The organism is Nonomuraea sp. PA05 (assembly GCF_008086045.1).
GTDB lineage: Bacteria > Actinomycetota > Actinomycetes > Streptosporangiales > Streptosporangiaceae > Nonomuraea > Nonomuraea monospora.
The window spans coordinates 129,703-150,696 of record NZ_VSEY01000013.1; the positions used below are offsets into that span (position 1 = coordinate 129,703).

The window sequence follows — 20,994 nt, forward strand, 5'->3', positions numbered from 1 at the left end:
CACTCCCTTGTCTCCCATGTACATTGATCTCGCTCTTGTTAGGTGAGCCTTACCTAAGTTGGCCGGTGTATTGGATCACCTCGCGAGGGAGAAAGTCAACATTTTGATGACACGACGTCATAAAGCTGGCGCCTGGGGCCTGCTGCTGCTCCCCCTGGCGCTCGCCCTCTCGCCGGCGCCGGGCGCCACTGGCGGCGCCGGTCAGCGGCTCACCGTCTCCCAGGCAGACGGCCTGTCCCCGGACGGGCAGACGGTCACCGTCACCGGGTCGGGCTACGACCCCGCCAAGGGCGTCTACGTCGCCTTCTGCGTCCTGCCGAAGCCCGGCGAGCTGCCCACGCCCTGCGGTGGCGGGGTGGACATGTCGGGTGCGTCCGGCTCGTCCAAGTGGATCTCCTCCAACCCGCCCAAGTACGGGGAGGGGCTGGCGCAGGCGTACGGGGCGGGCGGCTCGTTCACCGTGCAGCTCAAGATCAGCCCGGTGATCGGGGTGGCCGCCGAGGGGTCGCAGGTGTTCGACTGCCGTGAGGTCGCCTGCGCGGTCGTCACCCGGGCCGATCACACCCGCACCGCCGATCGCACGCAGGACGTGTTCGTGCCCGTCACGTTCTCGGGCGGGTTCCCCACGGTCGCGGTGGCGGCGGGTGGCGGTGGAGTGCTGCTGCTGGGTGCCGCCGCGAGCGCGGTCGTCGTGGTGCGGCGGAGAAGGCGAGCATGAGGCCTCCCCTCCGGCTCCGCGCACCCCGGGTGGCGTCGCTGCTGGTCCTGCTCGTCGCCGCCTGCGCCTGCGCGGCCACCGCACGGCCGCCCCTGGCCACCACCACACCCGCCCAGGCGGCCCAGCAGCCCTCGGCCCCACCCCTGGAGATCCTCCCCGGCACCCCGGAACCGAAGCTCCCCACCGAAGTGACCTCCGCCGACGGCAAGCAGGTCACGATCACCGACGCGTCCAGAATCCTCCCGCTCACCGGCGCCATCTCCGAGGTCGTCTTCACCCTCGGCCTGGGGAACCGCGTCGTGGGCAGGGACATCGCCGCCACCTTCCCCGAGGCCGCGCACCTCCCGCTGGTGACCCGCGCCCACGACGTCTCCGTCGAGGGCGTGCTGTCCCTGCGCCCCACCGTGATCCTGGCCGACGAGGAGACGGGCCCGCCCGAGGCGATGGAGCAGCTCCGCGGCTCGGGCATCCCCGTCGTCATCGTCAAGCCCGCCTGGAGCCTGCCCGAGGTGGCCCCCAGGATCGAGGCGATCGCCCGGGCCCTGGGGGTGGCCGAAGCGGGAGAGCGGCTGGCCGGGCGTACCGAGGCGCAGGTGAGGGCGGCGCGCGCGAAGGCGCCCGCCGGGGCGGCCAGGCCGCGCGTCGCGTTCCTCTACCTGCGCGGCACGGCGGGCGTCTACCTGATCGGCGGAAGGGGATCGGGCGCCGACTCGATGATCGAGGCGGCGGGCGGCATCGACGCGGGCACGGCGATGGGCCTGACGAAGGCGTTCACCCCGATCACCAGCGAGGCGCTCATCGCCGCCCGGCCCGACGTCATCCTCGTGATGAGCAAGGGGCTGCAGTCGGTCGGCGGGATCGACGGCCTGGTCAAGATCCAGGGCATCGCGCAGACGCCCGCCGGGCAGCGGAGGCGGGTCGTGGACGTCGAGGACGGGTCGCTGCTCAACTTCGGGCCGCGCACCGCCCGCGTCCTGGAGTCCCTGGTGGAACGGATGCACCAGGCATGAGATCCCGTCGTGGCGCCCTGCTCGTCACCGTCCTGGCGGGGGCGCTGGCCGCCGTGTTCCTGACCTCCGGCGCGAGCGGCGCCTACCCGGCGGGCCCGTCGGACGTGCTCGGCTCCGTCCTGCACAGACTGGGCGCGGGCGCGCCGCTCGACCCGCTCACCGAGACCGTCCTGTGGGACGTGCGTTTCCCGCGCGTGCTGCTCGGCGTGCTCGTCGGCGCGAGCCTCGGCGTGGCGGGCGCGCTGATGCAGGGCGTCTTCCACACGCCGCTGGCCGAGCCCGGCGTCATCGGCATCTCCTCAGGGGCCGCGATGGGCGCGGTGCTGGCGATCGTCACCGGGTTCACGCTGCTGGGGACCTGGTCGGTGAGCGCCGCCGCGTTCGCCGGCGGGCTGGCGTCGGTCGTCGGCGTCTACCTGGTGGCCAGGAGCGGGGGCCGGGCCGAGGTGATCACGCTGCTGCTGACGGGCATCGCGCTGAACGCCTTCACCGGCGCGGTCATCGGCCTGCTGACGTTCTTCTCCGACGACGCCGAGCTGCGTTCGATCACGTTCTGGACCTTGGGCAGCCTGAGCGGCGCCACCTGGCAGACGGTGCTCGCCGTCGTCCCGTGCGCCGCGCTGGGGCTGCTGGCCGCGCCCCGGCTGGCCCGGCCGCTCGACCTGCTCTCCCTCGGCGAACGGCCGGCCCGGCATCTGGGGGTGGACGTGGAGCGCGTACGGCTGATCTGCATCGTGCTCGTCGCGCTGCTCAGCGCGGCGGCGGTCGCGGTCGCGGGCATCATCACGTTCGTCGGGCTGGTCGTGCCGCAGCTCGTCCGCATGGTCACCGGGCCCGCGCACCGCATCCTGATCCCCGCCAGCGCGCTGGGCGGGGCGGTGCTGCTCACCGTGGGCGACCTGGTGGCCAGGACGGTCGCGGCGCCCGCCGAGGTGCCGCTGGGCGTGCTGACCGCGCTGGTCGGCAGCCCGTTCTTCTTCTGGCTGCTGATGCGTACGCGGGCCAAGCAGGGCGGCTGGGCATGATCCCCGCACGCCCGCCCGCCGGGACGGCATCCGGCGCCCCCGCACGCCCGCCCGCCGGGGCGGTGTACGCCGCGGTCCGTGCGGTGCGGTTCGGCTACGGCAAGGCCGAGGTGCTGCGCGGGGTGGACCTGGACGTGCGGGCCGGCGAGGTGCTCGCCCTCGTCGGGCCGAACGGCTCGGGCAAGTCCACGCTGCTGTCGGTGCTGGCCGGGGACGAACGGCCGGCGTCCGGCACCGTGCGCCTCGACGGGCGGCCCGTGTCCGGGTGGACGGCGCGCGAGCAGGCGCTGCGCCGGGCCGTCCTGCCGCAGCAGCCCGGATTGTCCTTCCCGTTCACGGTCGAGGAGGTGGTGATGATGGGCCGGGCGCCGTGGGCGCGTACCCCGCAGGAACGCTACGACGAGGAGATCGTCGAGGCGGAGCTGGAGCGCACCGCGACCGCCGGGTTCCGCGCGCGGCCGTTCCAGGAGCTGTCCGGCGGCGAGCGGGCGCGGGTCTCGCTGGCCAGGGTGCTCGCCCAGCGCGCTCCCCTGGTCCTGCTGGACGAGCCGACGGCGGCGCTGGACATCCGCCACCAGGAGGCCGTGCTGTCCATCGCCAAGGAGCAGGCGGCGGTGGGTGACGCGGTGGTCGTGGTGCTGCACGACCTGGCGTTGGCCGCCGCGTACGCCGACCGGGCGGCGGTCCTGTCGGAGGGCGTGGTGGCCGCCTGCGGCGCCCCGGCCGAGGTGTTCACGGACGAGCTGCTGTCGGACGTCTACCGGCACGCCATCGAGGTGATCCCGCACCCGAGGACCGGGATCCCGCTGGTGGTGGCCCGGCGATGAGGCTGCTCGCGGCACGCGCCGCCGGGGCGTTCGGCGAGCTGGTGCTGACCTGCGGGATCGTGCTGACCTTCTTCGCCGTGTACGGCCTGTACGGCACGGACGGCGAGATCGAGGAGCAGCAGGCCCGCCTGTCCACCGTGTGGGCCACCACCACCGCGCCCGCTGCCGTGCCCGCTTCCCGGGAAGAGGCCGAGCCGGTGAGCCGGATGAGCATCCCCCGGCTGAAGAAGAGCTGGGTGGTGGTGGAGGGAGTGTCGCAGAAGGCGCTGCGGCGCGGCCCCGGCCACTACCCGGAGACCGCGCATCCGGGCCAGGAGGGCAACTTCGCCGTCGCCGCCCACCGGATCCCGGCGTTCTTCTGGGACCTCGACCGGCTGCGCGAGGGCGACCCCATCGTGGTGCGGACGCGCGGCGCCTCCTACGTCTACCGCGTCACGGAGCAGCTCGTCGTGACGCCCGACGCGGTGGACGTGCTGGCCGCCGATCCCGGCGAGCGGCTGCTCACGCTCACCACCTGCCATCCCAAGATGGCCAACCACCAGCGGCTGGTCGTCCACGCGGAGCTGGCCGAGACCGTCAGGAAGGACGTCTGAGATGTACGCCTGGCTCTGGCGGCGCCTGCCGGGCGGGCCCGGCACCCGGCTGCTGTGCTGCGCGGTGCTGCTGGCCGCCGTGGCCGCCCTGCTCTGGTTCGTGATCTTCCCCTGGGCCGAGAGCCTGCTTCCCTTCGACGACAGCGTCGTCGGACCGACCCGAGAAAGCTGACCCATGCGCGTACTACGAAGCCTCGTCGCCTCGGTCCTGGCCGCGGCGGCCGTGCTGACCGCCGCCCCGTCGGCACACGCCGGCACCATCGCCATCGACGAGGGTTCCCTGGATTGGGGCGTCAAAGAACGCTTCCGCTCCTACATCACGGGCTCCATCGCTCACGGCACCATCACCGCCGGCGACGGCGCCACCGTCAACACGGACGGCACCTTCCGCTTCCCGCTGACCGAGGGCGTCTACGACACCGGGCAGCGCACCGCGCTGCTCTCCTTCTCCGGTCAGGTCCGCTTCACCGGTCACAACGGCGCGCTGGACCTGGTCGTCGCCAACCCGAAGGTGGCCGTCGGCGAGACCGGCAGCACCCTGTACGCCGACGTCACGAGCCTCCCGCTGGACGGCACCAAGCCCATCTCCTACCCCCTGGTGGCCTTCGCCGCCCTGACCCCGGAAGCCACCAGCGGCGCCATGCCCGCCACCCTCAGCGCGGCCGGGGTGCCCGCCTTCGCCGACTTCTACCCGGAAGGCGAGCCGCTCGACCCGCTCACCGTCGCCTACGACGGCCCGACCGGCTCTCCGGCGCCCGGCTCCACGGCCCCGGTGCCAGAAGGGGCGGGGGGCGGACCGGGCGAGCCCGGGGAGGAGTGGACGCCGCCCGGCACCGCCAAGCACACCTCCGAGCCGGTCCCGCCCGGCCTGGCCATCGCCTCGGTGGACGTCGACCAGCGGCGCAACCGCGTCTACGTGGCGGGAGGCGGCAAGGTCACCACGGTGCCGGGAGGCACGGCCGTGGAGATCCCGGGCGCGCAGTTCGTCCGCGTCGATCCTGGCAGCGGCGAGGCGTACGTGCTCAGCGGGCGCACCTACGCCCAGGCCGGCGACCAGAGCACCGTGGCGCTGTGGCGCGCCGACGGCGCCAAGCTGCTCGACCTGGGCGCCACCTACGCGCAGGACCTCGCGCTCGACCTCGGCCGCGACCGCGCCTACGTGATCCACTACGAGGCGGGCGGCAACCTGAGCGACGCCAAGCTCTCCGTCCTGACGCGGGACGGCGAGGGCACGTGGACCCGCTCGGCCACCGTCAACCGGCCGTACGCCTCGTCCGTGGCCGTCGCCCCCGACGGCACCCCTTACACGGGGGCGGCCGTCAAGCCCGGCATCGTCCGCCACGCTCCCGGTGACCTCGCTCCCGCCACGGTCGCCGAGGACGCCTACGGGCTCCTGGCCTTCGCACCCGACGGCACGCTCTACGCGGGCAGCCTCTTCGGCAACGCCGCCAAGATCACATCGTCGGGCGTGCAGACGTTCAGAACGGTCCTCTACCAGACGGCCATGCAGGTCAACCCGCGCACCGGCGACCTGTACGTGGCTCGCGCGCTCGGCTCGGACGTGCTGGTCTACCGGGACGGCGAGCTGGTGGAGGAGGGCATCGCGGGCGGGGTCGCCCGGCGCGGCATCGCCATCGGGCCCGATGACAAGGTGTACGTGCCGGACGACGGCCAGGACCGCCTCGTCGTCCTGACCCGCAACGTCTCCCCTGCCGTCACCCGCGACCCGGAGGACGTCACGGCGCGGGAGGGCGAGCAGGTCACCTTCACCGCGGCCGCCTCGGGGACGCCCGCGCCCACGGTGGCCTGGCAGAGCAGAGCGGCCGAGGGCGGCCAGTGGGCCGCCGTTCCCGGTGCGGACAGCGCCACACTGACGGTCCGGGCGGGGGCCGACGGGACGCGGTACCGCGCGGTCTTCACGAACGTGGCCGGGTCCATCGCCACCGCGGCCGCCACCCTGAGCGTCGGGAGTCCGGGGGCGGGCTCCGCCACGCAGACGCTCGCCGCCGAGGTGGTCGCGGGGCCGCTGTCGCTCAGCGTGGCGGGCACCGGAGCCAGCCTGCCGGACGTCTCCGCCGGGCAGTCGGCGTCCGGGGAGCTCAACCCGGCCACCGTCACCGACCTGCGCGGAACTGCGGCGGGATGGAGCCTGGTGGGGCAGGTCACCGACTTCACCTCGACCGGCGGCGGCACCATCGCCGCCGGATCGCTGGGGTGGGTTCCCCGGACGGACGGCAACGCCGCGCCCGGCCCGGGGGCGGGGCTGGGGCAGGCTGCCACGCTCTGTGCCGCCGGTGCCGGTAGCGGGAGCGGGGTCAGCGCGTGCTCGGCCGGCCTCAGCCTTCAGGTTCCGGACGGCACCCGGGCGGGGGCTTACACGGCCACGCTGACGCTGACGCTGTCGTAGCCTGGGCGACCTGTGCGGCCACCGTGACGGTGGCCGCACAGGGGTCTGGTCATGCCTCTACCAGCACGCGCACGTCCCACGGCCCGAGCCGCAGCTCGGCCCCCGCCGCATGCTCACTGCCGTCCAGCACGTCGCGGACCGCGACAGGGACGGTCACGGCGGTCTCCGCCCAGCTCCAGTTGTGCAGGAACCGCACCCGCCGCCCGTCCCGCGCCGTCGCGCCGGTGGAGGTGACGCCGGACGGGGCCGGGTGCCACGGGCTGGTGCCCGGGGCGAGCCACCGGAACAGGGCCTGCCCGAGCGAGGGGTTGGGGAGGGTGCCGACGCAGGTGATGCGGCCCGCGCCGTGCGCGCGCGTGGTGACGGCGGCGAAGCGGCCGAAGTGCGGGTGCCGGTAGGTGGCCAGCACGTCGGCTCCCCCGGCCAGCAGCCCATCGGCCCACCGCGTGGCAGCCCAGCCACCCGGGTCACCGTCCGGCACGGCAGGCGTCACCGCGCCCCCCGGCGACGCGAGCGGCGAGCCCTCCACCGCGTGCACCGGCAGCTCACCGTCGAGGTTGCTGAACTCCTCGTACCAAGCCCCCGCCACCTCCGCCAGCCGCGCAGGCTGCACCTCCCGCCGCGCCCGGGCCTCATGATCGGCGTAAGCGGTCCGCGGCCCGATGACGAGGTGCCCACCAGCCGCCGCGTACGCCGCAAGCCAGTCGAGCGTGGCGTCGTCGGCCACGTACAACCCGGCGGCCACCAGCACCGGGTGCCGCCCGGCCACCACCGCGGGCTCCTCCCCCACGGCCTGCCCCGCGTGCAGCACCCGCGCCTGCAGCCCGGCGTCGAAGGCACCCCGGTAGAAGGCGTCGAAGACGGCCTCGTACGAGCGCCGGTCGGGCCCGCCGCCGGCCTCCGGGAAGGGGGGCTGCGCGGCGAGCGCCCACTTGCTGGGGTGCGAGTACAGCAGGGCGACGTCACCGTCCGGCGTCAGGCCTTCGACCAGGTCACCGGCCTGCTCGAGCTCGGCCCCGATCCGGGCGACCTCCCGGTACGTGCGCCCCGGCCGCCCGCTGTGCGGCAGCACCCCGCCCCAGTACGTCTCGGCGCCGAACACCAGCGTCCGCCACTGCCAGTATTCGATCATCGAGGCGCCGCGGGACACGAGCGCCCAGGCGGCCTGCCGCCACTGACCGTCGTAGGCGGGCTGGTTGACCCAGGGCGCGCCGATGGCCTGGGCGTTGGTCTCGGTGACGAGGAACGGCTCCTGCCGGGAGGAGTACATGCGGTCGGCCACCCGGTAGAACGCCCACGTGTCGCGGGTGCGCCAGTCCTGGGCGGCGTGCGGCCTGGCGGGCAGGGCGAGGCCGTCCTGCATGGCGTAGTAGGGGTTGCCGGCGGTGACGTCGAGCGCGGCGGTCAGCTCGTCGTCGGCGACGGCGGGACGGTCGTAGGCGATGCAGGTGGTGACGAAGTGTTCCGGGCGGGCGTACTCGCGCACGATGCCGGCCTGCCAGCCGATGAAGCGGGTCACCTCGTCGGCCTGGAAACGCCGCCACGCCTGCTCGTACTGGGGCTGGGCGTTGCCGTCGGGGGTCCACAGGTCGGCCCAGGTGGACAGCCGGTGCGACCAGTAGACCAGGCCCCATTCCTCGTTGAGCGTCTCGACGTCGCCGTAGTGGTGCCGCAGCCGGTCCACGAAGCGCTGGAAGACGCCGTGGTTGTGCAGGAGGTGCAGGCCGGGCTCGTTGTCGACCTGGTAGCCGATGATCGACGGGTGGTCGGCGTACCGTTCGACGACGCGCCGGATGACGCGTTCGGCGTGGAAGAGGAACGCCGGGTGGGTGAAGTCCATCTCCTGGCGGGCGCCCCAGCCGATGCGCCGCCCGGTCTCCCGCTCCCCCGCGATCTCCGGGTAGAGGCGGGTCAGCCACGGCGGCGCGGCGTAGGTGGGGGTGCCGAGGATGACGCCGATGCCGCGCTCGTGGGCGCCGTCCAGGGTGGGTTGCAGCCAGTCGAGGTTGAAGCGGCCGTTCTCGGGCTCCCAGGTGGACCAGACGGACTCGCCCACGCGGATCACGGAGAAGCGGGCCTCGGCCATCAGGTCCAGGTCGGTCTTCAGCAGCTCGCTGGGATGGTACTCGGGGTAGTAGGCGGCGCCGAAGAGCACTCGCGACACGGATGTTCCTCTCATTGTTTGACCCCGCCCGCAGCCAGGCCGCTCTGCCAGTACCGCTGGAGCAGCAGGAACGCCGCGATCAGCGGGATGATCGACAGGAGCGACCCGGTGACGACGAGGGGGATGACGTCGCCGCTGCCGCCGGCGACCGTGGCCTGCGCGGCCCAGTTGGCCAGGCCGACGGTCACCGGGTACAGCGACGGGTCGTTGAGCATGATCAGCGGCAGGAAGTAGTTGTTCCAGGTGGCCACGAGCGTGAACAGCAGCACGGTGACGAAGCCGGGCGCGAGCAGCCGCATGACCACCTTCCAGAAGATGCGCAGCTCGCCGGCGCCGTCGATGCGGGCGGCCTCCAGGAGGCTGTCGGGCACGGCGTCCTCGGCGTAGACGCGCATGAGGTACAGGCCGAACGGGTTCACCAGTGACGGCAGGATGATCGCCCACGGGGTGTTGACCAGCCCGACCTGCGCGAAGATCAGGTACGTGGGGATGGCCAGCGCCGTGCTCGGCACCATGATCGCGCCGAGAACCAGGCCGAACAGCGCCTTCTTGCCGCGGAAGCCGAACTTGGCGAAGCCGTAGCCGCCGAGCGCGCACAGCAGGGCCGCGCCGCCGGCGCTGACGACGGCGTACAGGGCGGTGTTGAGCAGCCAGCGGCCGTAGACGCCGTCCTCGGCGGCGAAGACGTCGCGGATGTTGCCGGCGAGGGCGAGGTCGTCGGCGAACCACAGGCCGAAGCTGGAGAACAGGTCGGCGGTGGTCTTGGTGGCGGCGACCAGCAGCCAGAACAGCGGGAGCAGGAAGTAGATGAGGAAGGCCAGCATGCCGATCGTGAGCAGGGGGCTGCGACGCCTGCGGGGCGCCGCGCTCACGCTGCCGCCTGTGGCCGGGGTGGGAGGCGCGGTGACGGTGGCGGTCATGTGCGCCTCCGGGTGAGGGCGAGCTGGACGGTGTAGGAGACCGCGACGATGACCAGGCCGAGCAGGAACGACACGGCCGCCGCGTAGTTGAGGTCCTGACTGGTGAAGGCCAGGGAGTAGGCGTACAGGTTGGGGGTGTAGGCGCTGTCGATGACGCTCGGCGCCAGGCGCTGCATGAGCTGCGGCTCGTTGAAAAGCTGGAAGCTGCCGATGACCGAGAAGATCAGCGCCATCACCAGGGCGGGCCGCAGCGCCGGGATCTTCACGCTCCACGCGGTGCGCCAGGCGCCCGCCCCGTCCACGGCCGCCGCCTCGTACAGCTCGGAGGGGATGGCGCGCAGCGCCGCGTACAGGATGATCATGTTGTAGCCGGCGAACTCCCAGGTCACGATGTTGGCCAGCGAGCCGAGCATGAGGCCGCCGCCGAGCAGGTTGGGCGCGGGCAGGCCGAGCGACTCCGCGAGCTGGGCGATCGGGCCGAACTCGGGGCCGTACAGGTAGCCCCACATGAGCGCGGCGACGACGCTGGGCACCGCGTACGGCACGAAGATGCCCAGCCGGATGAAGCGGGACAGCCACAACATGCCGCTGTCGAGCGCGAGCGCGAACAGCAGGCCGAGCAGCAGCATGAGCGGCACCTGGACGAGGAAGAACTCGGCCACCCGCAGCACGCCGCCGAGCAGCCGCTCGTCGGTGAGCGCCCGCACGTAGTTGTCGAGGCCGACGAACGTCGTGCCGCCGATGAGCTGCTCCCTGAACAGGCTCAGGTATCCGGCGTAGGCGAGCGGCACGACCAGCATGGCCACGAACACGATCATGAAGGGCGCGATGAACAGGTATCCCGCGGCCGACCTGCGCGGGCTGGTGCGGGCGTTCACTGGGCGACCTTGAAGCCCTGGCTCTCCGCGTACGTGGTGATCCGCTGCTGCCACTGGTCCAGCGCGGCGTTGGTGTCGCTCTTGTCGGCCAGGGACTTGCCGACGGTCTCGTCCCAGTCGTTGACGGTCTGGTCGAGGAACGGCGGCCAGCCGAAGCCCTTGTCCACGGTGTCGCTGATGCCGGCGAAGAGCTCGTTGACGGCCTGCCCGCCGTAGAACTCGGGCTTCTGCCCGGCGAAGGCCGGGTCGCTCAGCAGCGCCTTGGTCGGCGGGAAGAGGAACTGCTCCGTCGCCATCATCTTGGTCGACCCGGGGTCGGTGTTGAGGAACTCGGCGAACTTGGCGGCGGCGATCGGGTTCTTCGTGCTCTTGATGACGGCGCTGGTGGAGCCGCCCCAGTTGCCGGACTTGTTCTCGCCGGCCGTCCACTGCGGCAGGGGTGCCGCCCGCCACTTGCCGCTGGTCTCCTTGGCGTTGCTGGCCAGGAACACCGGCCCCCAGGCGGCGGTCAGCCAGGTGGCGTACTTGCCCTTGTTGAGCGCCTGGTACCACTGGTCGGTGAAGTCGGGGTCGGCGGAGACGACGCCTTCCTTGACGAGCCCGCCCCAGTAGCCGCCGAGCTTCTTGGAGACCTCGTCGTTAACGCTAACATCGATGTCCTGGGCGCTCGCCATCTGGAACGGTTTGCCGCCCGCCTGCCACAGCAGCCCCATCCAGGCGCCGTTCTGGTTGGAGGCCAGGTTGGTCAGGTAGACGTCGGGGTCGGCGGCGTGCAGCTTGCGGGCCGCGGCGGCGAACTCGTCCCACGTCCTGGGCGGCTCGATGCCGTGCTTGTCGAAGATGTCCTTGCGGTAGAGCATGCCCATCGGGCCGGTGTCCTGCGGGATCGCCCACACCTCGCCGTTCTTGCCCGTGACCTGGCCCCACGTCCAGTCCACGAACTTGTCCTTCAGCGCCTCGGCGCCGTAGGGCCGCAGGTCGAGCAGGCTGTCGATGATGGTGAAGGTCGGGATGTACTGGAACTCGATCTGCACGACGTCGGGGGCGCCGCTGCCGGCCTTGAGCGCGGTGCGCAGCTTCGTGTACTGGGGCTCGCCCTGCCCGGCGTTGACCACGTTGACCTTGATCGCCGGGTACTTCTGCTCGAACAGCGCCACCTCCTTGCCGATGTCCGGCACCCAGGTCCAGAACGTCAGCTCGGTGGGGGTCCGCATGGCCTTGTCGATGTCGGCCTGGCTCACGGCCGCGGCGGGCGGCTCGCCGGCGGCCGGTTCGGCACCGCCGCCACCGCCGCAGCCGGCCAGGAACAGGGTCGCGGCGGCCGCCGTGGCGAGCCATCGGGTACGTGGCATGGTCATGTCTTCTCCTTGGGGGGTCGGGTGGACTGACGCTTCACCAGGTTCGTGGTCGGCAGGAGAGGCTCCGGCGTCGCCGCGCGGCCCTCGATGCGCTCGACGAGCAGTGCGAGGCCCTGCGCGACGGAGGCCGCGAAGTCCTGCCGGATGGTGGTCAGGGGCGGCGACAGGTACGCGGCGGCGGGGATGTCGTCCATCCCGATCACGCTCACCTGCTCCGGCACCGCGCGGCCCGCCTCGGCCAGGGCGCGCAGCACGCCGATCGCCATGTCGTCGTTGGCCACGAACACCGCCGTGACCTCGGGGTCGGCCGCGAGCGCCCGGCCCGCCGCGTAACCGGAGGCGGGTGACCAGTCGCCCGACGGCATCGGCGGCTCGGGCGCCCCCGCCGCGGCCAGCGCCGCGCGCCAGCCGCGCACGCGCTCCCGGGAGGCCCACCACCGTTCCGGTCCCGCGACGTGCCACACGGTGACGTGGCCCAGGGCGAGCAGGTGCTCGGTGGCCTCGCGGCCCGCGTCCACGTTGGACGGGCTGTTGATGATCACGTCGGGGCCGGTGAGCCCCGGCATCGGCCCCAGGCTCAGCACCGGCACGCCCGGCTCGACGCGCAGCTCGCCGACGTCGATCGGCTCGGACAGCACGATGCCGTCCACGCCCTGCTCCAGCAGCGTCTCCACGGCCCTGGCCACGCCGCCGTCGTCGTCCTCCAGGGTGTTCACCACGCTGAACGCGTAGCCGATCCGCCTGGCCCGCCGTTCCAGCTCGATGAGCTGCGAGGCGGGGCCGTAGAGCGCGCTGCCGAGCGAGACCACCCCGATGCGGTGGAAGCGGCCCAGGTTGAGCGCGCGGGCGGCCGTGTTGCGGCGGTAGCCGAGCTCGCGCGCCGCGGCGAGCACCCGGCGGCGGATCTCGTCGCTGACGTACGGCTCGCCGTTCATCACACGGGAAACGGTCTTCTGCGACACCCCGGCCAGCCTGGCGACGTCCGTGCTGCCGGGAGGCCTGCGTCTGGTCTCGGACATCCGCAGCTCCTCGCGTCTGACTACGTAGTCAGCCGTGGCTAGTACTGTGCGTGCCCGGTGACGTGATTGTCAAGGGAAGGTTTCCGGCCGGTTCCGGGCTCATTCCTTGGCGCGCGGGAGAGCTTCGTTTTGCGAACGATTCGCAGTACCCTCTCGGGCACGGAAGGGTAAGGGGGATTCTCGCCCGTGAGCGCTCACACAGGCTCTGCCGCACCGGCACGGACCACGTTCGCCACCGACGACATGGAGCAGGTCCGCGAGTATCTGGGCCGGATCTACGGCACCCGGCTGCTGATCGGCCGCGTCAGCGAGGGGAGCAGCCGGCTCGCGCTGTCGGTCGTGGACGCGGGATCCTTCGTGATCACCGACCTGACCCTCCCCGGCACGCAGAAGTGCCGCAACCAGGACATCGAGACCGTGCGGATCGGCGTCGTCGTCAGCGGCACCGTCACGATCGACGACGGGGACGCCGTCAACCGCTACGGCCCCGGCGACGCGCTCGTGGCCACCTTTCCCAGCGACGACCTCGTCTCGCACGCCGAGGAGCTGCGCATCCGCACCGTGAGCCTGCCTCTCGACCTGCTGGCCGACGTCGCGGGCGTCGCGCTGAACGGCGAGCCGCCGCGGCTGCTGTCGCGCTCGCCCCTCGGCCCCGCCGCCTCCCGGACGATCGCCAACACGCTGGCCCTGACCGACGAGCTGCTGTCCGGCCAGGCCGCCCGGCATCCGCTCGTCGTCGGCAACGCCGCGCGGCTGCTGGCGGCCGGCATCCTGGCCACCTTCCCCACCACGCTGACCCTGCGGGAGGAGGCGCGCGCCGATCACGCCGACGCCACCCCCGTCGTGCTGCGCCTGGCCACGGCCTACATCGAGGAGCACTACGCCGAGCCCGGCCTGTCGCTGGCCCACATCGCCGCCGCGGCGTGCGCCACGCCCCGGGCCGTCCAGTACGCCTTCCGCCGCCACCACGACATCACGCCGATGGGGTACGTGCGCCGCGTGCGGCTGGCCGCGGCGCACGCCGATCTGCTGGCCGCCGATCCGGCCACCGGCGCCACGGTCAGCGCCATCGCCGCCCGCTGGGGCTTCTACCACCTGGGCAGGTTCTCCGCCTACTACCGCCGCGTCTACGGCCACACCCCCAGCACCACGCTGACCACCTGAGCCCAGCGGCGTCACTCCTCGCCACATCCCGACCCGCCTGAGCGCGCCGGCGTCACCCCTCGCCACATCCCGACCCGCCTGAGCACGCCGGCGTCACCCCTCGCCGCACCCCGACCCGCCTGAGCACGCCGGCGTCACCCCTCGCCGCACCCCGACCCGCCTGAGCACGCCGGCGTCACCCCTCGCCCCATTCCCGGTCGGCGCGCTGAAGGCGGATCGCGAGGTAACCGGCCCTGAGGCGTTCGCGCTGCTCGGCGAGGTCGCGGCGGATCCTCCTCCCGGCGGCCATGACGCGCCTGGCATCGGCCTGGATCTCGCGCGCCTGCGACCTGATCCTCTCCGCGTCCGTGCACACCTCCGCGACCTGTTCCACCAGGCAGGGGCCGTCATCATCACGCCAGGCCGCCGGATCACGGCTCACGACCTGCATACCGCGTCGTCCTTCCCTCGCCAAAGGACCCGGTGTCGCTCTTTCACCATGGCTCGCTCCGCCGCGCGGGTCAGGTCGGGCGACGAACCGGTTCATCCGGAAAACGAACAACGTCGCCGCTCAGCCGCGCGTCCGCCGCCGTCCCTGTTTCGGCTGCCCGGCGCGGACGCGTTCGAGATGCCGCTCGTACAGCTCCCTCGACCTGCTCAGGAAGAGCCGCACGCGCTCCAGCTCGGCGGCGTCGTAGCCGTCCATCACCGCCTCCCCCTCGGTGGCGATGGGCCCGTACAGCTCCCACGTCCTGGCGGCGGCCTCCTTGGTGATCCGGATGACGACCTTGCGCCGGTCGGACGGGTCCGGCGAGCGGGTGAGGTAGCCCAGCTTCTCCAGCCGGTCGAGCATCGCGGTGACGCTGCCGGTGGTCAGCCCGAGCGCGGGGCCGAGGACGCTGGGCGTGACCGCGTCGTGGGTGCCGAGGATCTCCAGGCAGCGCAGGTCGGTGCGGTTCACGCCGAGAGAGATCGCCGCGGCCTCGTCGTAGGTGTCCACGGCCGCCTGCATCTGCTGCATCTCCTGGGCGACGGCGGCTTTCAGCTCGTCCAGATTTTCACTTGACATTCAAGCTTCTTGCCTTTCAAGATAAAAGTGTCTCGACCATCAAGATACATGACCTTCAAGGAGACTTCCATGCACGTCATCGTGATCGGCGCGGGGACCGGCGGCATGTGCCTGGCACACGGGCTGCGGCGGGCCGGCGTGTCCGTGGCCGTCTACGAGCGCGACCGCACCAGGGCCGACAACCTGTACGGCTACCGCGTCGGCATCGACTCCACCGGCAACCGGGCCCTGCGCGCGTGCCTGCCGCCCGACCTGTTCGACACCTTCGTCGCCACCTGCGCCCGCGCGCCCCGCTTCTTCAACGTGCTCACCGAGAAGCGCGGCACCACCGCCTCCTTCCCGCTGCGCCCCGACGACGACCCGGTCAACAGCGAGCGCTCGGTCTCACGGATGACGCTGCGCCAGATCCTGCTGACCGGCATGGAGGACGTCGTCCGCTTCGGCAAGGAGTTCACCCGCTACGAGAGCAACGCCGACGGCACCGTCACCGCCCATTTCGCCGACGGCACCAGCGCGACGGGCGACCTGCTGGTGGCCGCCGACGGCACCGGCTCCCGGGTGCGCCGCCAGTACCTGCCGCACGCCGCGATCGAGGACTCCGGCATCGTGGCCATCTCCGCGAAGGTGCCGGTCACCGAGGAGACCAGGGCGCTGCTCACGCCCGAGATGTTCCACGGCATCTCCTCGGTGTTCGCCCCCGGCGGCCTGTTCTGCATCTGGCACGTCATGGAGTTCAAGTGGGACAGGGACGGCGGGCTCAAGCACGAGGTGGGCGGCAACGAGCGGGAGCTGATCGAACGCTGGCCCGGCCTGCTCTACGACAACACCCGCGACTACATCAACTGGGGCCTGTCGGCGGCGGCGCGCAGGTTCCCCGCCGGGGTCATGGACCTGGGCGGCGAGGAGCTGATCGAGGTGGCACTCGGCATGACCGGGAGCTGGCACCCCGACCTGCGCAGGCTGTTCGCGCTGGCGGAGCCGGAGACCTGCTTCCCCGTCAGCATCCGCACGTCCGTGCCGGTCGAGCCGTGGCGCAGCACGAACGTCACCCTGCTCGGCGACGCCATCCACACCATGACCCCCGGCCAGGGCGTCGGCGCCAACACCGCGCTGCGCGACGCCATGCTGCTGTGCCGGGAGCTGGCCAAGGGCGGGCCCGTGGTCGAAGCCGTGGCCGCGTACGAGCGGGAGATGATCCCGTACGGCTTCGCCCGCGTGCAGGACTCGCTGGCCCGCATGGACGGCGACGCCGCCATCCACAAGCCGGTCATCGGCCGCGCGGTGCTGGCGATGACCCGCGCCTACTTCGGGGTGACCGACCGCGTCCCCGCGCTCAAGCGCAAGTTCCTGGACGACATGTACGCCTACCGCGGCGCGGAGGAGCACGCCGTGGACAACTCATGACGGTGGACGCGCCACCCCGCCATGTCAACGTTTTGACATCATGACGGAAAAATCCATATGCTGCACAGCATGCCCGTTTTCAGCGTGTCCGCTCTGGGCGCTCTGGACACCTGCCACCGCGACCGCGCCGTCCGCGCGCTCGTGCCTGCTCTGCATGCCCTCACCGACGGGCAACGGGACGCCCTGGGCTCCGTGCTCGGCGCGCTGACGTCTCTCTGACGCGTCACCGCCTCCAGCGTCCCTCCTTCACAGACAAGGCACCCGCATGTCCTCCACCACCGTGGACGTCTCCACCCTGCCCGCGCACGCCCCGCCGGGCAGGCGGTCCAACCCCTGGCTGACGCTCGTCGCCGTCGCCATCGGCCTGTTCATGGTCAACCTCGACGGCTCCGTCGTCGCCATCGCCAACCCCGAGATCGGCCGCGACCTCAACGCCTCCACCGCCGACCTGCAGTGGGTCACCAACTCCTACCTCATCGCGATGGCCGCCCTGCTCATCCTCGGCGGCAAGCTCGGCGACCGGTTCGGCCGCCGCACGTACTACATGATCGGCACGCTCGGCTTCACCGCCGCGTCGGTCGCGATCGGCGTCGTCGGCTCCATCGAGGGCGTCATCGCCTTCCGCGCCGCGCAGGGCGTCTTCGCCGCCCTGCTCATCCCGAACACGCTCGGCCTGCTGCGCGCCGTCTTCCCGCCCGGGAAGTTCGGCATGGCGGTCGGCCTGTGGGCCATGGTGGCCTCCTGCTCCACCGCGCTCGGGCCGATCGTCGGCGGGCTGCTCGTCGAGCACGTCACCTGGGAGTCCGTCTTCCTCATCAACCTGCCCATCGGCGTCGCCGGCCTCGCCTTCAGCGCCCTCGTCCTGCCGCAGAGCAGGAACTCCACCGGCCACCACCGCTTCGACCTGCCCGGCGTCGTGCTGCTCGCCATCGGCCTGATCGCGCTGGTCTTCGGCGTCATCAAGGGCGAGACATGGGGCTGGACGTCCGGCGGCACGCTCGGCGCGCTCGCCGCCGGCGTTCTCGTCCTGGTCGTCTTCGGCTGGTACGAGACCCGCCTGGCCCACCCGCTGCTGCCGATGCGGCTCTTCCGCAGCCCCGCGCTCACCATCGGCGCGATCGTCACCGCGGTCAACTTCTTCGTCCTGCTCGGCGTGGTCTTCTTCCTCATGCTGTACCTGCAGAACGTGCGCGGCTTCACGCCCGTCGAGTCCGGCGTGCGGACGCTGCCGCTGAGCCTGGCCACCGTGGTCGCCTCACCGCTCGGCGCGGCGGTCACCGGACGGTTCGGCGCCCGCGTGTCCATGCCGATCGGCATGGCGCTGCAGGCCGTGGCCTCCTTCTGGATGCTGACCTGGGACGCCCACTCCTCCTACGCCGCCATGTGGCCGCCGTTCCTGGCGCTCGGGCTGGGGGTCGGCATGGTGATGTCCGCCTCCTCCGACGCGATCGTGGGCAACGCGCCCGCCAGGGACGCCGGGGTGGCCGGGGGGCTGCAGGCCACGGCGTTGCAGGTCGGCGGGGCGCTCGGGACGTCCGTGCTGGTGTCGCTGATCAGCGCCCGGGTGGGCGCGACGCTCACCGGCGAACTGACCGGCGCCGGCGTTCCCGCCGGCGTCGCGGCGGGATTGGCGGGCGCCCGGGACGCCGTCGCGATGGGCGTCTCGCCCGTTTCCGGGGGGATGTCCGGGCAGGTGGCGGCCGCCGTGGCCGAAGGCAGCGGGGCGGCGTTCATGAACGGCGTGCACACGGCGGTGCTGCTCACCGGCGCGCTCTGCGTCGTCGGCGGCGTTCTGGCCGCCGTCGGCGTCCGCCGCACCGGCACGCCTGGTTGACCTGGAGTGCGCTCCAGGGGCCAGGGTGGTCCCATGCACAACACCATGAAGACCCGCACCATCGGCGACCGGCAGGTCGGCGTCATCGGCCTCGGCGCCATGCCGATGTCGGTCGCCGGCCACATGCCGGACGAGGAGCAGTCCATCCGGACGATCCACGCCGCCCTCGACGCCGGCATCACCTTGATCGACACGGCCGACGCCTACACCCCGTCCCACGAGGACGTCGGCCACAACGAACGCCTGGTGGCCCGGGCCCTGTCCCTGTGGGGCGGCGACACCGGCGCGGTGCTGGTCGCGACCAAGGGCGGGCACACCCGCACGCCGGACGGCTGGGACGTGGACGGCAGCCCCGCCTACCTGCACCAGGCCTGCGACCGCTCGCTCAAGGCGCTCGGCGTGGACAGCATCGGCCTCTACCAGCACCACCGGCCCGACCCGAAGGTGCCCTACGAGGAGACGATCGGGGCGCTGAAGGAGCTGCACGACGCGGGCAAGATTCAGGCGGCGGGCATCTCCAACGCCAACCCCGAGCAGATCAGGCTCGCGCACGGCATCCTGGGCGAGCGGCTGGTGAGCGTGCAGAACGAGTACTCGCCGCGGTTCCGCTCCAGCGAGCCGGAGATCGACGTGTGCGCCGAGCTCGGGCTGGCCTTCCTGCCGTGGTCGCCGCTCGGGGGCATCGGGCGTACCGGGGAGCTGCGCGCCGCCTTCGTGGAGATCGCCGACGCTCACGGGGTGTCGGCGCAGCAGGTGTGCCTGGCCTGGGAGCTGGCGCGCAGCCCTGTCGTCATCCCGATCCCCGGGTCCAGCCGGCCGGAGAGCATCGTGGACTCGGCCGCCGCGGCCTCGCTGGAGCTGAGCGAGGAGGAGCTCGCCCGCCTCGGGTGAGCACCCCTTCACAACGCCCGCGCGCGCAAGATCCTGACGTGGACGTCGCTGCCGACCGGCGGCAGGTCGGCGGCGAGCACGTCCCCGGGCTGCAGGCAGGTCAGCGGACCTGAGCAGGTGTCCACGTCCACGCGAGTGGCGATGCCGAGCGCGACCGTCCGCCGCAAGGTCCCGGCGGCCACCACCTCACCAGGGGTGGCGCCACCGGCCGGCCCGAGCACGAGCCGGGTGTGCTCGGGCCGCGCCGCCAGCGTGTGCGGCTGACCGGTGAGGGCGGGTGGCAGCAGGTTCGTGTATCCGAGCAGCCGCGCCGTGTCGGCGTCGCTCGGCTGGTCCAGCACCTCCGCGGTCGGGCCGTGCTGCCGGATCCGGCCGCCGATCAGCAGCGCCGTGTCCTCGGCCAGGGCGAGGGCCTCCTGCCGGTCATGGGTGACCAGGATCGTGGCGGTGGGCTGCCCGGCCAGCGCGGCGCGCAGGTCGGCGAGCAGGTCCGCGCGGGTGGTGCTGTCCAGCCCGCTGAACGGCTCGTCGAGCAGCAGCACCCGGGGGGCGGCGGCGAGCGCGCGGGTGATGCTGACCCGCTGGGCCTCGCCGATGGACAGGCTGCGGGCGTCCCGTCCCGCCAGCGGCGCGAGGCCGAGCGCCTCGATCCACGGCCACGCCCGCTCGCGCGCCTCGCGCCGGCTCACGCCGCGGAAGCGCAGCCCGCTGATCACGTTCGCCGCCACGGTGCCGCGGCGCAGGATCGGCCGTTGCAGCACCGCCGCCAGCGCGCCCCGCATCAGGGACGGCGTCGCGGGGCGGCCGTCGAGCAGGACCTGGCCGCTGACCCGGTGCTGGCTGAGCAGGCCGAGCGCGCGCAGCAGGGTGGACTTGCCCGCGCCGTTCGGACCGAGCACGGCCAGCGTGCGCCCCGCCGGGACGTGCAGCTCCGGCACACTGACCAGCTCCCGGCCACCGCCGCCCTGCGCGGACCGGCCACCTGAACGCACTCGCAGGTCCCGGCACCCGATGCCGGCGCTCGGGTCGCTCACCGCGGCACGGCCCGTCGCTGCTGCGCCATCGTCAGCGCCAGGTTCACCCCGAACGCGATCACCAGCAACACCAGCCCGAACGCGATGGCCAGGGAGAACTGCCCCCGGCTGGTAGCCAGCACGGCGGCGGTGGTCAGCACCCGGGTCTGCCCGGCCAGATTGCCCCCCACCATCTGCGCGGCCCCGACCTCACTCACCACCGCCCCGAACCCCGCCATCGCCGCCGCCAGCAACGGCAGCCTGGCCTCCCCCAGCAACGCCGCGAACGCCCGGACCGGAGTCGCCCCCAGCGCCTGCATCTGCACCCGGAAATCCGGATCCACCTGCTGCACCGCCGCCGCGACCAGCGCCACCACGATGGGCGTGGCGATGGCGCCCTGCGCGATGACCATCGCGGCGGGGGTGTAGAGCAGCTCCATCCCGCCCAGCGGCCCGCTACGCCACAGCAGCACGGTGACGAACAGCCCGATCACCACCGGCGGCATGCCCATCCCCGTGTTGGCCGCCGCCAGCGCGATCCGCCGTCCGGGAAAGCGGACCAGCGCCAGAGCCGCGCCCAGCGGCACGCCCACGAGCAGGGCGACGGCGGTCGCGGTGAGCGAGACCCGCAGGGTCAGCAGGATGATCGACCAGCTGTCCTCGTCCCCGGACCAGAGCAGCCCGACCGCCTCCACCAGCCCGTCGAACAGCACGTCCATCG

21 protein-coding genes are annotated in these 20,994 nt (G+C 72.6%); 12 read left to right on the forward strand and 9 right to left on the reverse strand.

Features of this window, described 5'->3' with window-relative positions:
• Nucleotides 1–106 precede the first annotated feature (106 nt).
• From FXF51_RS21600 to FXF51_RS21625, 7 genes are read left to right on the forward strand one after another with little or no spacing between them, the layout of a single operon-like run.
• On the forward strand, nt 107–718 hold the full coding sequence (locus FXF51_RS21600; RefSeq protein WP_148436336.1) for a hypothetical protein: 612 nt from the start codon (nt 107–109) through the stop codon (nt 716–718).
• Nucleotides 715–1,728, forward strand: a complete 1,014-nt coding sequence (locus FXF51_RS21605) for a hemin ABC transporter substrate-binding protein (RefSeq protein ID WP_148436337.1) — start codon at nt 715–717, stop codon at nt 1,726–1,728. Before FXF51_RS21600 ends, FXF51_RS21605 begins: the two co-directional genes overlap by 4 nt.
• The gene (locus FXF51_RS21610; RefSeq protein WP_148436338.1) at nt 1,725–2,753 is read left to right on the forward strand and encodes a FecCD family ABC transporter permease; all 1,029 of its coding nucleotides are present in this window, start codon (nt 1,725–1,727) and stop codon (nt 2,751–2,753) included. Before FXF51_RS21605 ends, FXF51_RS21610 begins: the two co-directional genes overlap by 4 nt.
• Nucleotides 2,750–3,580 (forward strand): heme ABC transporter ATP-binding protein, encoded by an 831-nt coding sequence (locus FXF51_RS21615; RefSeq protein WP_148436339.1) that lies wholly within the window; start codon nt 2,750–2,752, stop codon nt 3,578–3,580. Before FXF51_RS21610 ends, FXF51_RS21615 begins: the two co-directional genes overlap by 4 nt.
• Complete coding sequence (locus FXF51_RS21620; protein ID WP_148436340.1) at nt 3,577–4,173, forward strand: class E sortase; 597 nt, start codon at nt 3,577–3,579, stop codon at nt 4,171–4,173. The genes FXF51_RS21615 and FXF51_RS21620 overlap by 4 nt, the downstream gene beginning before the upstream one ends.
• A gap of 1 nt (nt 4,174) precedes the next feature.
• On the forward strand, nt 4,175–4,345 hold the full coding sequence (locus FXF51_RS60890; protein ID WP_187414493.1) for a hypothetical protein: 171 nt from the start codon (nt 4,175–4,177) through the stop codon (nt 4,343–4,345).
• 3 nt (nt 4,346–4,348) lie between these two features.
• Nucleotides 4,349–6,580: an HtaA domain-containing protein gene (locus FXF51_RS21625; protein ID WP_148436341.1), complete on the forward strand. Its 2,232-nt coding sequence runs from the start codon at nt 4,349–4,351 to the stop codon at nt 6,578–6,580.
• Nucleotides 6,581–6,629: 49 nt separating this feature from the next.
• Here the strand turns inward: FXF51_RS21625 and FXF51_RS21630 are convergent, their stop codons facing one another.
• Genes FXF51_RS21630 through FXF51_RS21650 form a run of 5 tightly spaced genes read right to left on the reverse strand, consistent with a single transcriptional unit; the run spans nt 6,630 to nt 12,919 of the window.
• Nucleotides 6,630–8,744, reverse strand: coding sequence for a beta-galactosidase (locus tag FXF51_RS21630; RefSeq protein WP_222871399.1), 2,115 nt, complete (start codon nt 8,742–8,744; stop codon nt 6,630–6,632).
• A gap of 11 nt (nt 8,745–8,755) precedes the next feature.
• A complete protein-coding gene (locus FXF51_RS21635; RefSeq protein WP_222871400.1) occupies nt 8,756–9,664 on the reverse strand; it encodes a carbohydrate ABC transporter permease in 909 nt (302 codons plus the stop codon).
• Nucleotides 9,661–10,542, reverse strand: coding sequence for a carbohydrate ABC transporter permease (locus tag FXF51_RS21640; RefSeq protein ID WP_262379717.1), 882 nt, complete (start codon nt 10,540–10,542; stop codon nt 9,661–9,663). The genes FXF51_RS21635 and FXF51_RS21640 overlap by 4 nt, the downstream gene beginning before the upstream one ends.
• A complete protein-coding gene (locus FXF51_RS21645) occupies nt 10,539–11,900 on the reverse strand; it encodes an extracellular solute-binding protein (protein WP_148436343.1) in 1,362 nt (453 codons plus the stop codon). The genes FXF51_RS21640 and FXF51_RS21645 overlap by 4 nt, the downstream gene beginning before the upstream one ends.
• Nucleotides 11,897–12,919 carry a LacI family DNA-binding transcriptional regulator gene (locus FXF51_RS21650; protein WP_148436344.1) on the reverse strand — a complete coding sequence of 341 codons (1,023 nt, stop codon included), beginning with the start codon at nt 12,917–12,919 and terminating at the stop codon, nt 11,897–11,899. Before FXF51_RS21650 ends, FXF51_RS21645 begins: the two co-directional genes overlap by 4 nt.
• Nucleotides 12,920–13,105: 186 nt before the next feature.
• Here FXF51_RS21650 and FXF51_RS21655 point away from each other — a divergent pair, with 186 nt between their 5' ends.
• Nucleotides 13,106–14,083, forward strand: coding sequence for a helix-turn-helix domain-containing protein (locus FXF51_RS21655; protein ID WP_148436345.1), 978 nt, complete (start codon nt 13,106–13,108; stop codon nt 14,081–14,083).
• Nucleotides 14,084–14,258: 175 nt separating this feature from the next.
• Here the strand turns inward: FXF51_RS21655 and FXF51_RS21660 are convergent, their stop codons facing one another.
• Together FXF51_RS21660 and FXF51_RS21665 are read right to left on the reverse strand one after the other, a co-directional pair.
• A complete protein-coding gene (locus tag FXF51_RS21660) occupies nt 14,259–14,513 on the reverse strand; it encodes a hypothetical protein (RefSeq protein WP_148436346.1) in 255 nt (84 codons plus the stop codon).
• A 120-nt stretch (nt 14,514–14,633) separates the two neighbouring features.
• The gene (locus FXF51_RS21665; protein ID WP_148436347.1) at nt 14,634–15,131 is read right to left on the reverse strand and encodes a MarR family transcriptional regulator; all 498 of its coding nucleotides are present in this window, start codon (nt 15,129–15,131) and stop codon (nt 14,634–14,636) included.
• Between the two features lie 69 nt (nt 15,132–15,200).
• Here FXF51_RS21665 and FXF51_RS21670 point away from each other — a divergent pair, with 69 nt between their 5' ends.
• The 4 genes from FXF51_RS21670 to FXF51_RS21685 all read left to right on the forward strand — a co-directional run bounded on the left by FXF51_RS21670 (nt 15,201) and on the right by FXF51_RS21685 (nt 19,260).
• A complete protein-coding gene (locus FXF51_RS21670; RefSeq protein ID WP_148436348.1) occupies nt 15,201–16,535 on the forward strand; it encodes an FAD-dependent oxidoreductase in 1,335 nt (444 codons plus the stop codon).
• A gap of 69 nt (nt 16,536–16,604) precedes the next feature.
• Nucleotides 16,605–16,754 carry a hypothetical protein gene (locus FXF51_RS61955; protein WP_222871401.1) on the forward strand — a complete coding sequence of 50 codons (150 nt, stop codon included), beginning with the start codon at nt 16,605–16,607 and terminating at the stop codon, nt 16,752–16,754.
• A 46-nt stretch (nt 16,755–16,800) separates the two neighbouring features.
• Nucleotides 16,801–18,369 (forward strand): DHA2 family efflux MFS transporter permease subunit, encoded by a 1,569-nt coding sequence (locus tag FXF51_RS21680; RefSeq protein WP_148436349.1) that lies wholly within the window; start codon nt 16,801–16,803, stop codon nt 18,367–18,369.
• A gap of 33 nt (nt 18,370–18,402) precedes the next feature.
• Complete coding sequence (locus tag FXF51_RS21685) at nt 18,403–19,260, forward strand: aldo/keto reductase (protein ID WP_262379718.1); 858 nt, start codon at nt 18,403–18,405, stop codon at nt 19,258–19,260.
• An 8-nt stretch (nt 19,261–19,268) separates the two neighbouring features.
• On the opposite strand, the gene FXF51_RS21690 is transcribed toward FXF51_RS21685, so the two are convergent.
• Complete coding sequence (locus FXF51_RS21690; protein ID WP_148436350.1) at nt 19,269–20,294, reverse strand: ABC transporter ATP-binding protein; 1,026 nt, start codon at nt 20,292–20,294, stop codon at nt 19,269–19,271.
• On the reverse strand, nt 20,291–20,992 hold the full coding sequence (locus tag FXF51_RS21695) for an ABC transporter permease (RefSeq protein ID WP_148436351.1): 702 nt from the start codon (nt 20,990–20,992) through the stop codon (nt 20,291–20,293). Before FXF51_RS21695 ends, FXF51_RS21690 begins: the two co-directional genes overlap by 4 nt.
• Nucleotides 20,993–20,994 lie beyond the last annotated feature (2 nt).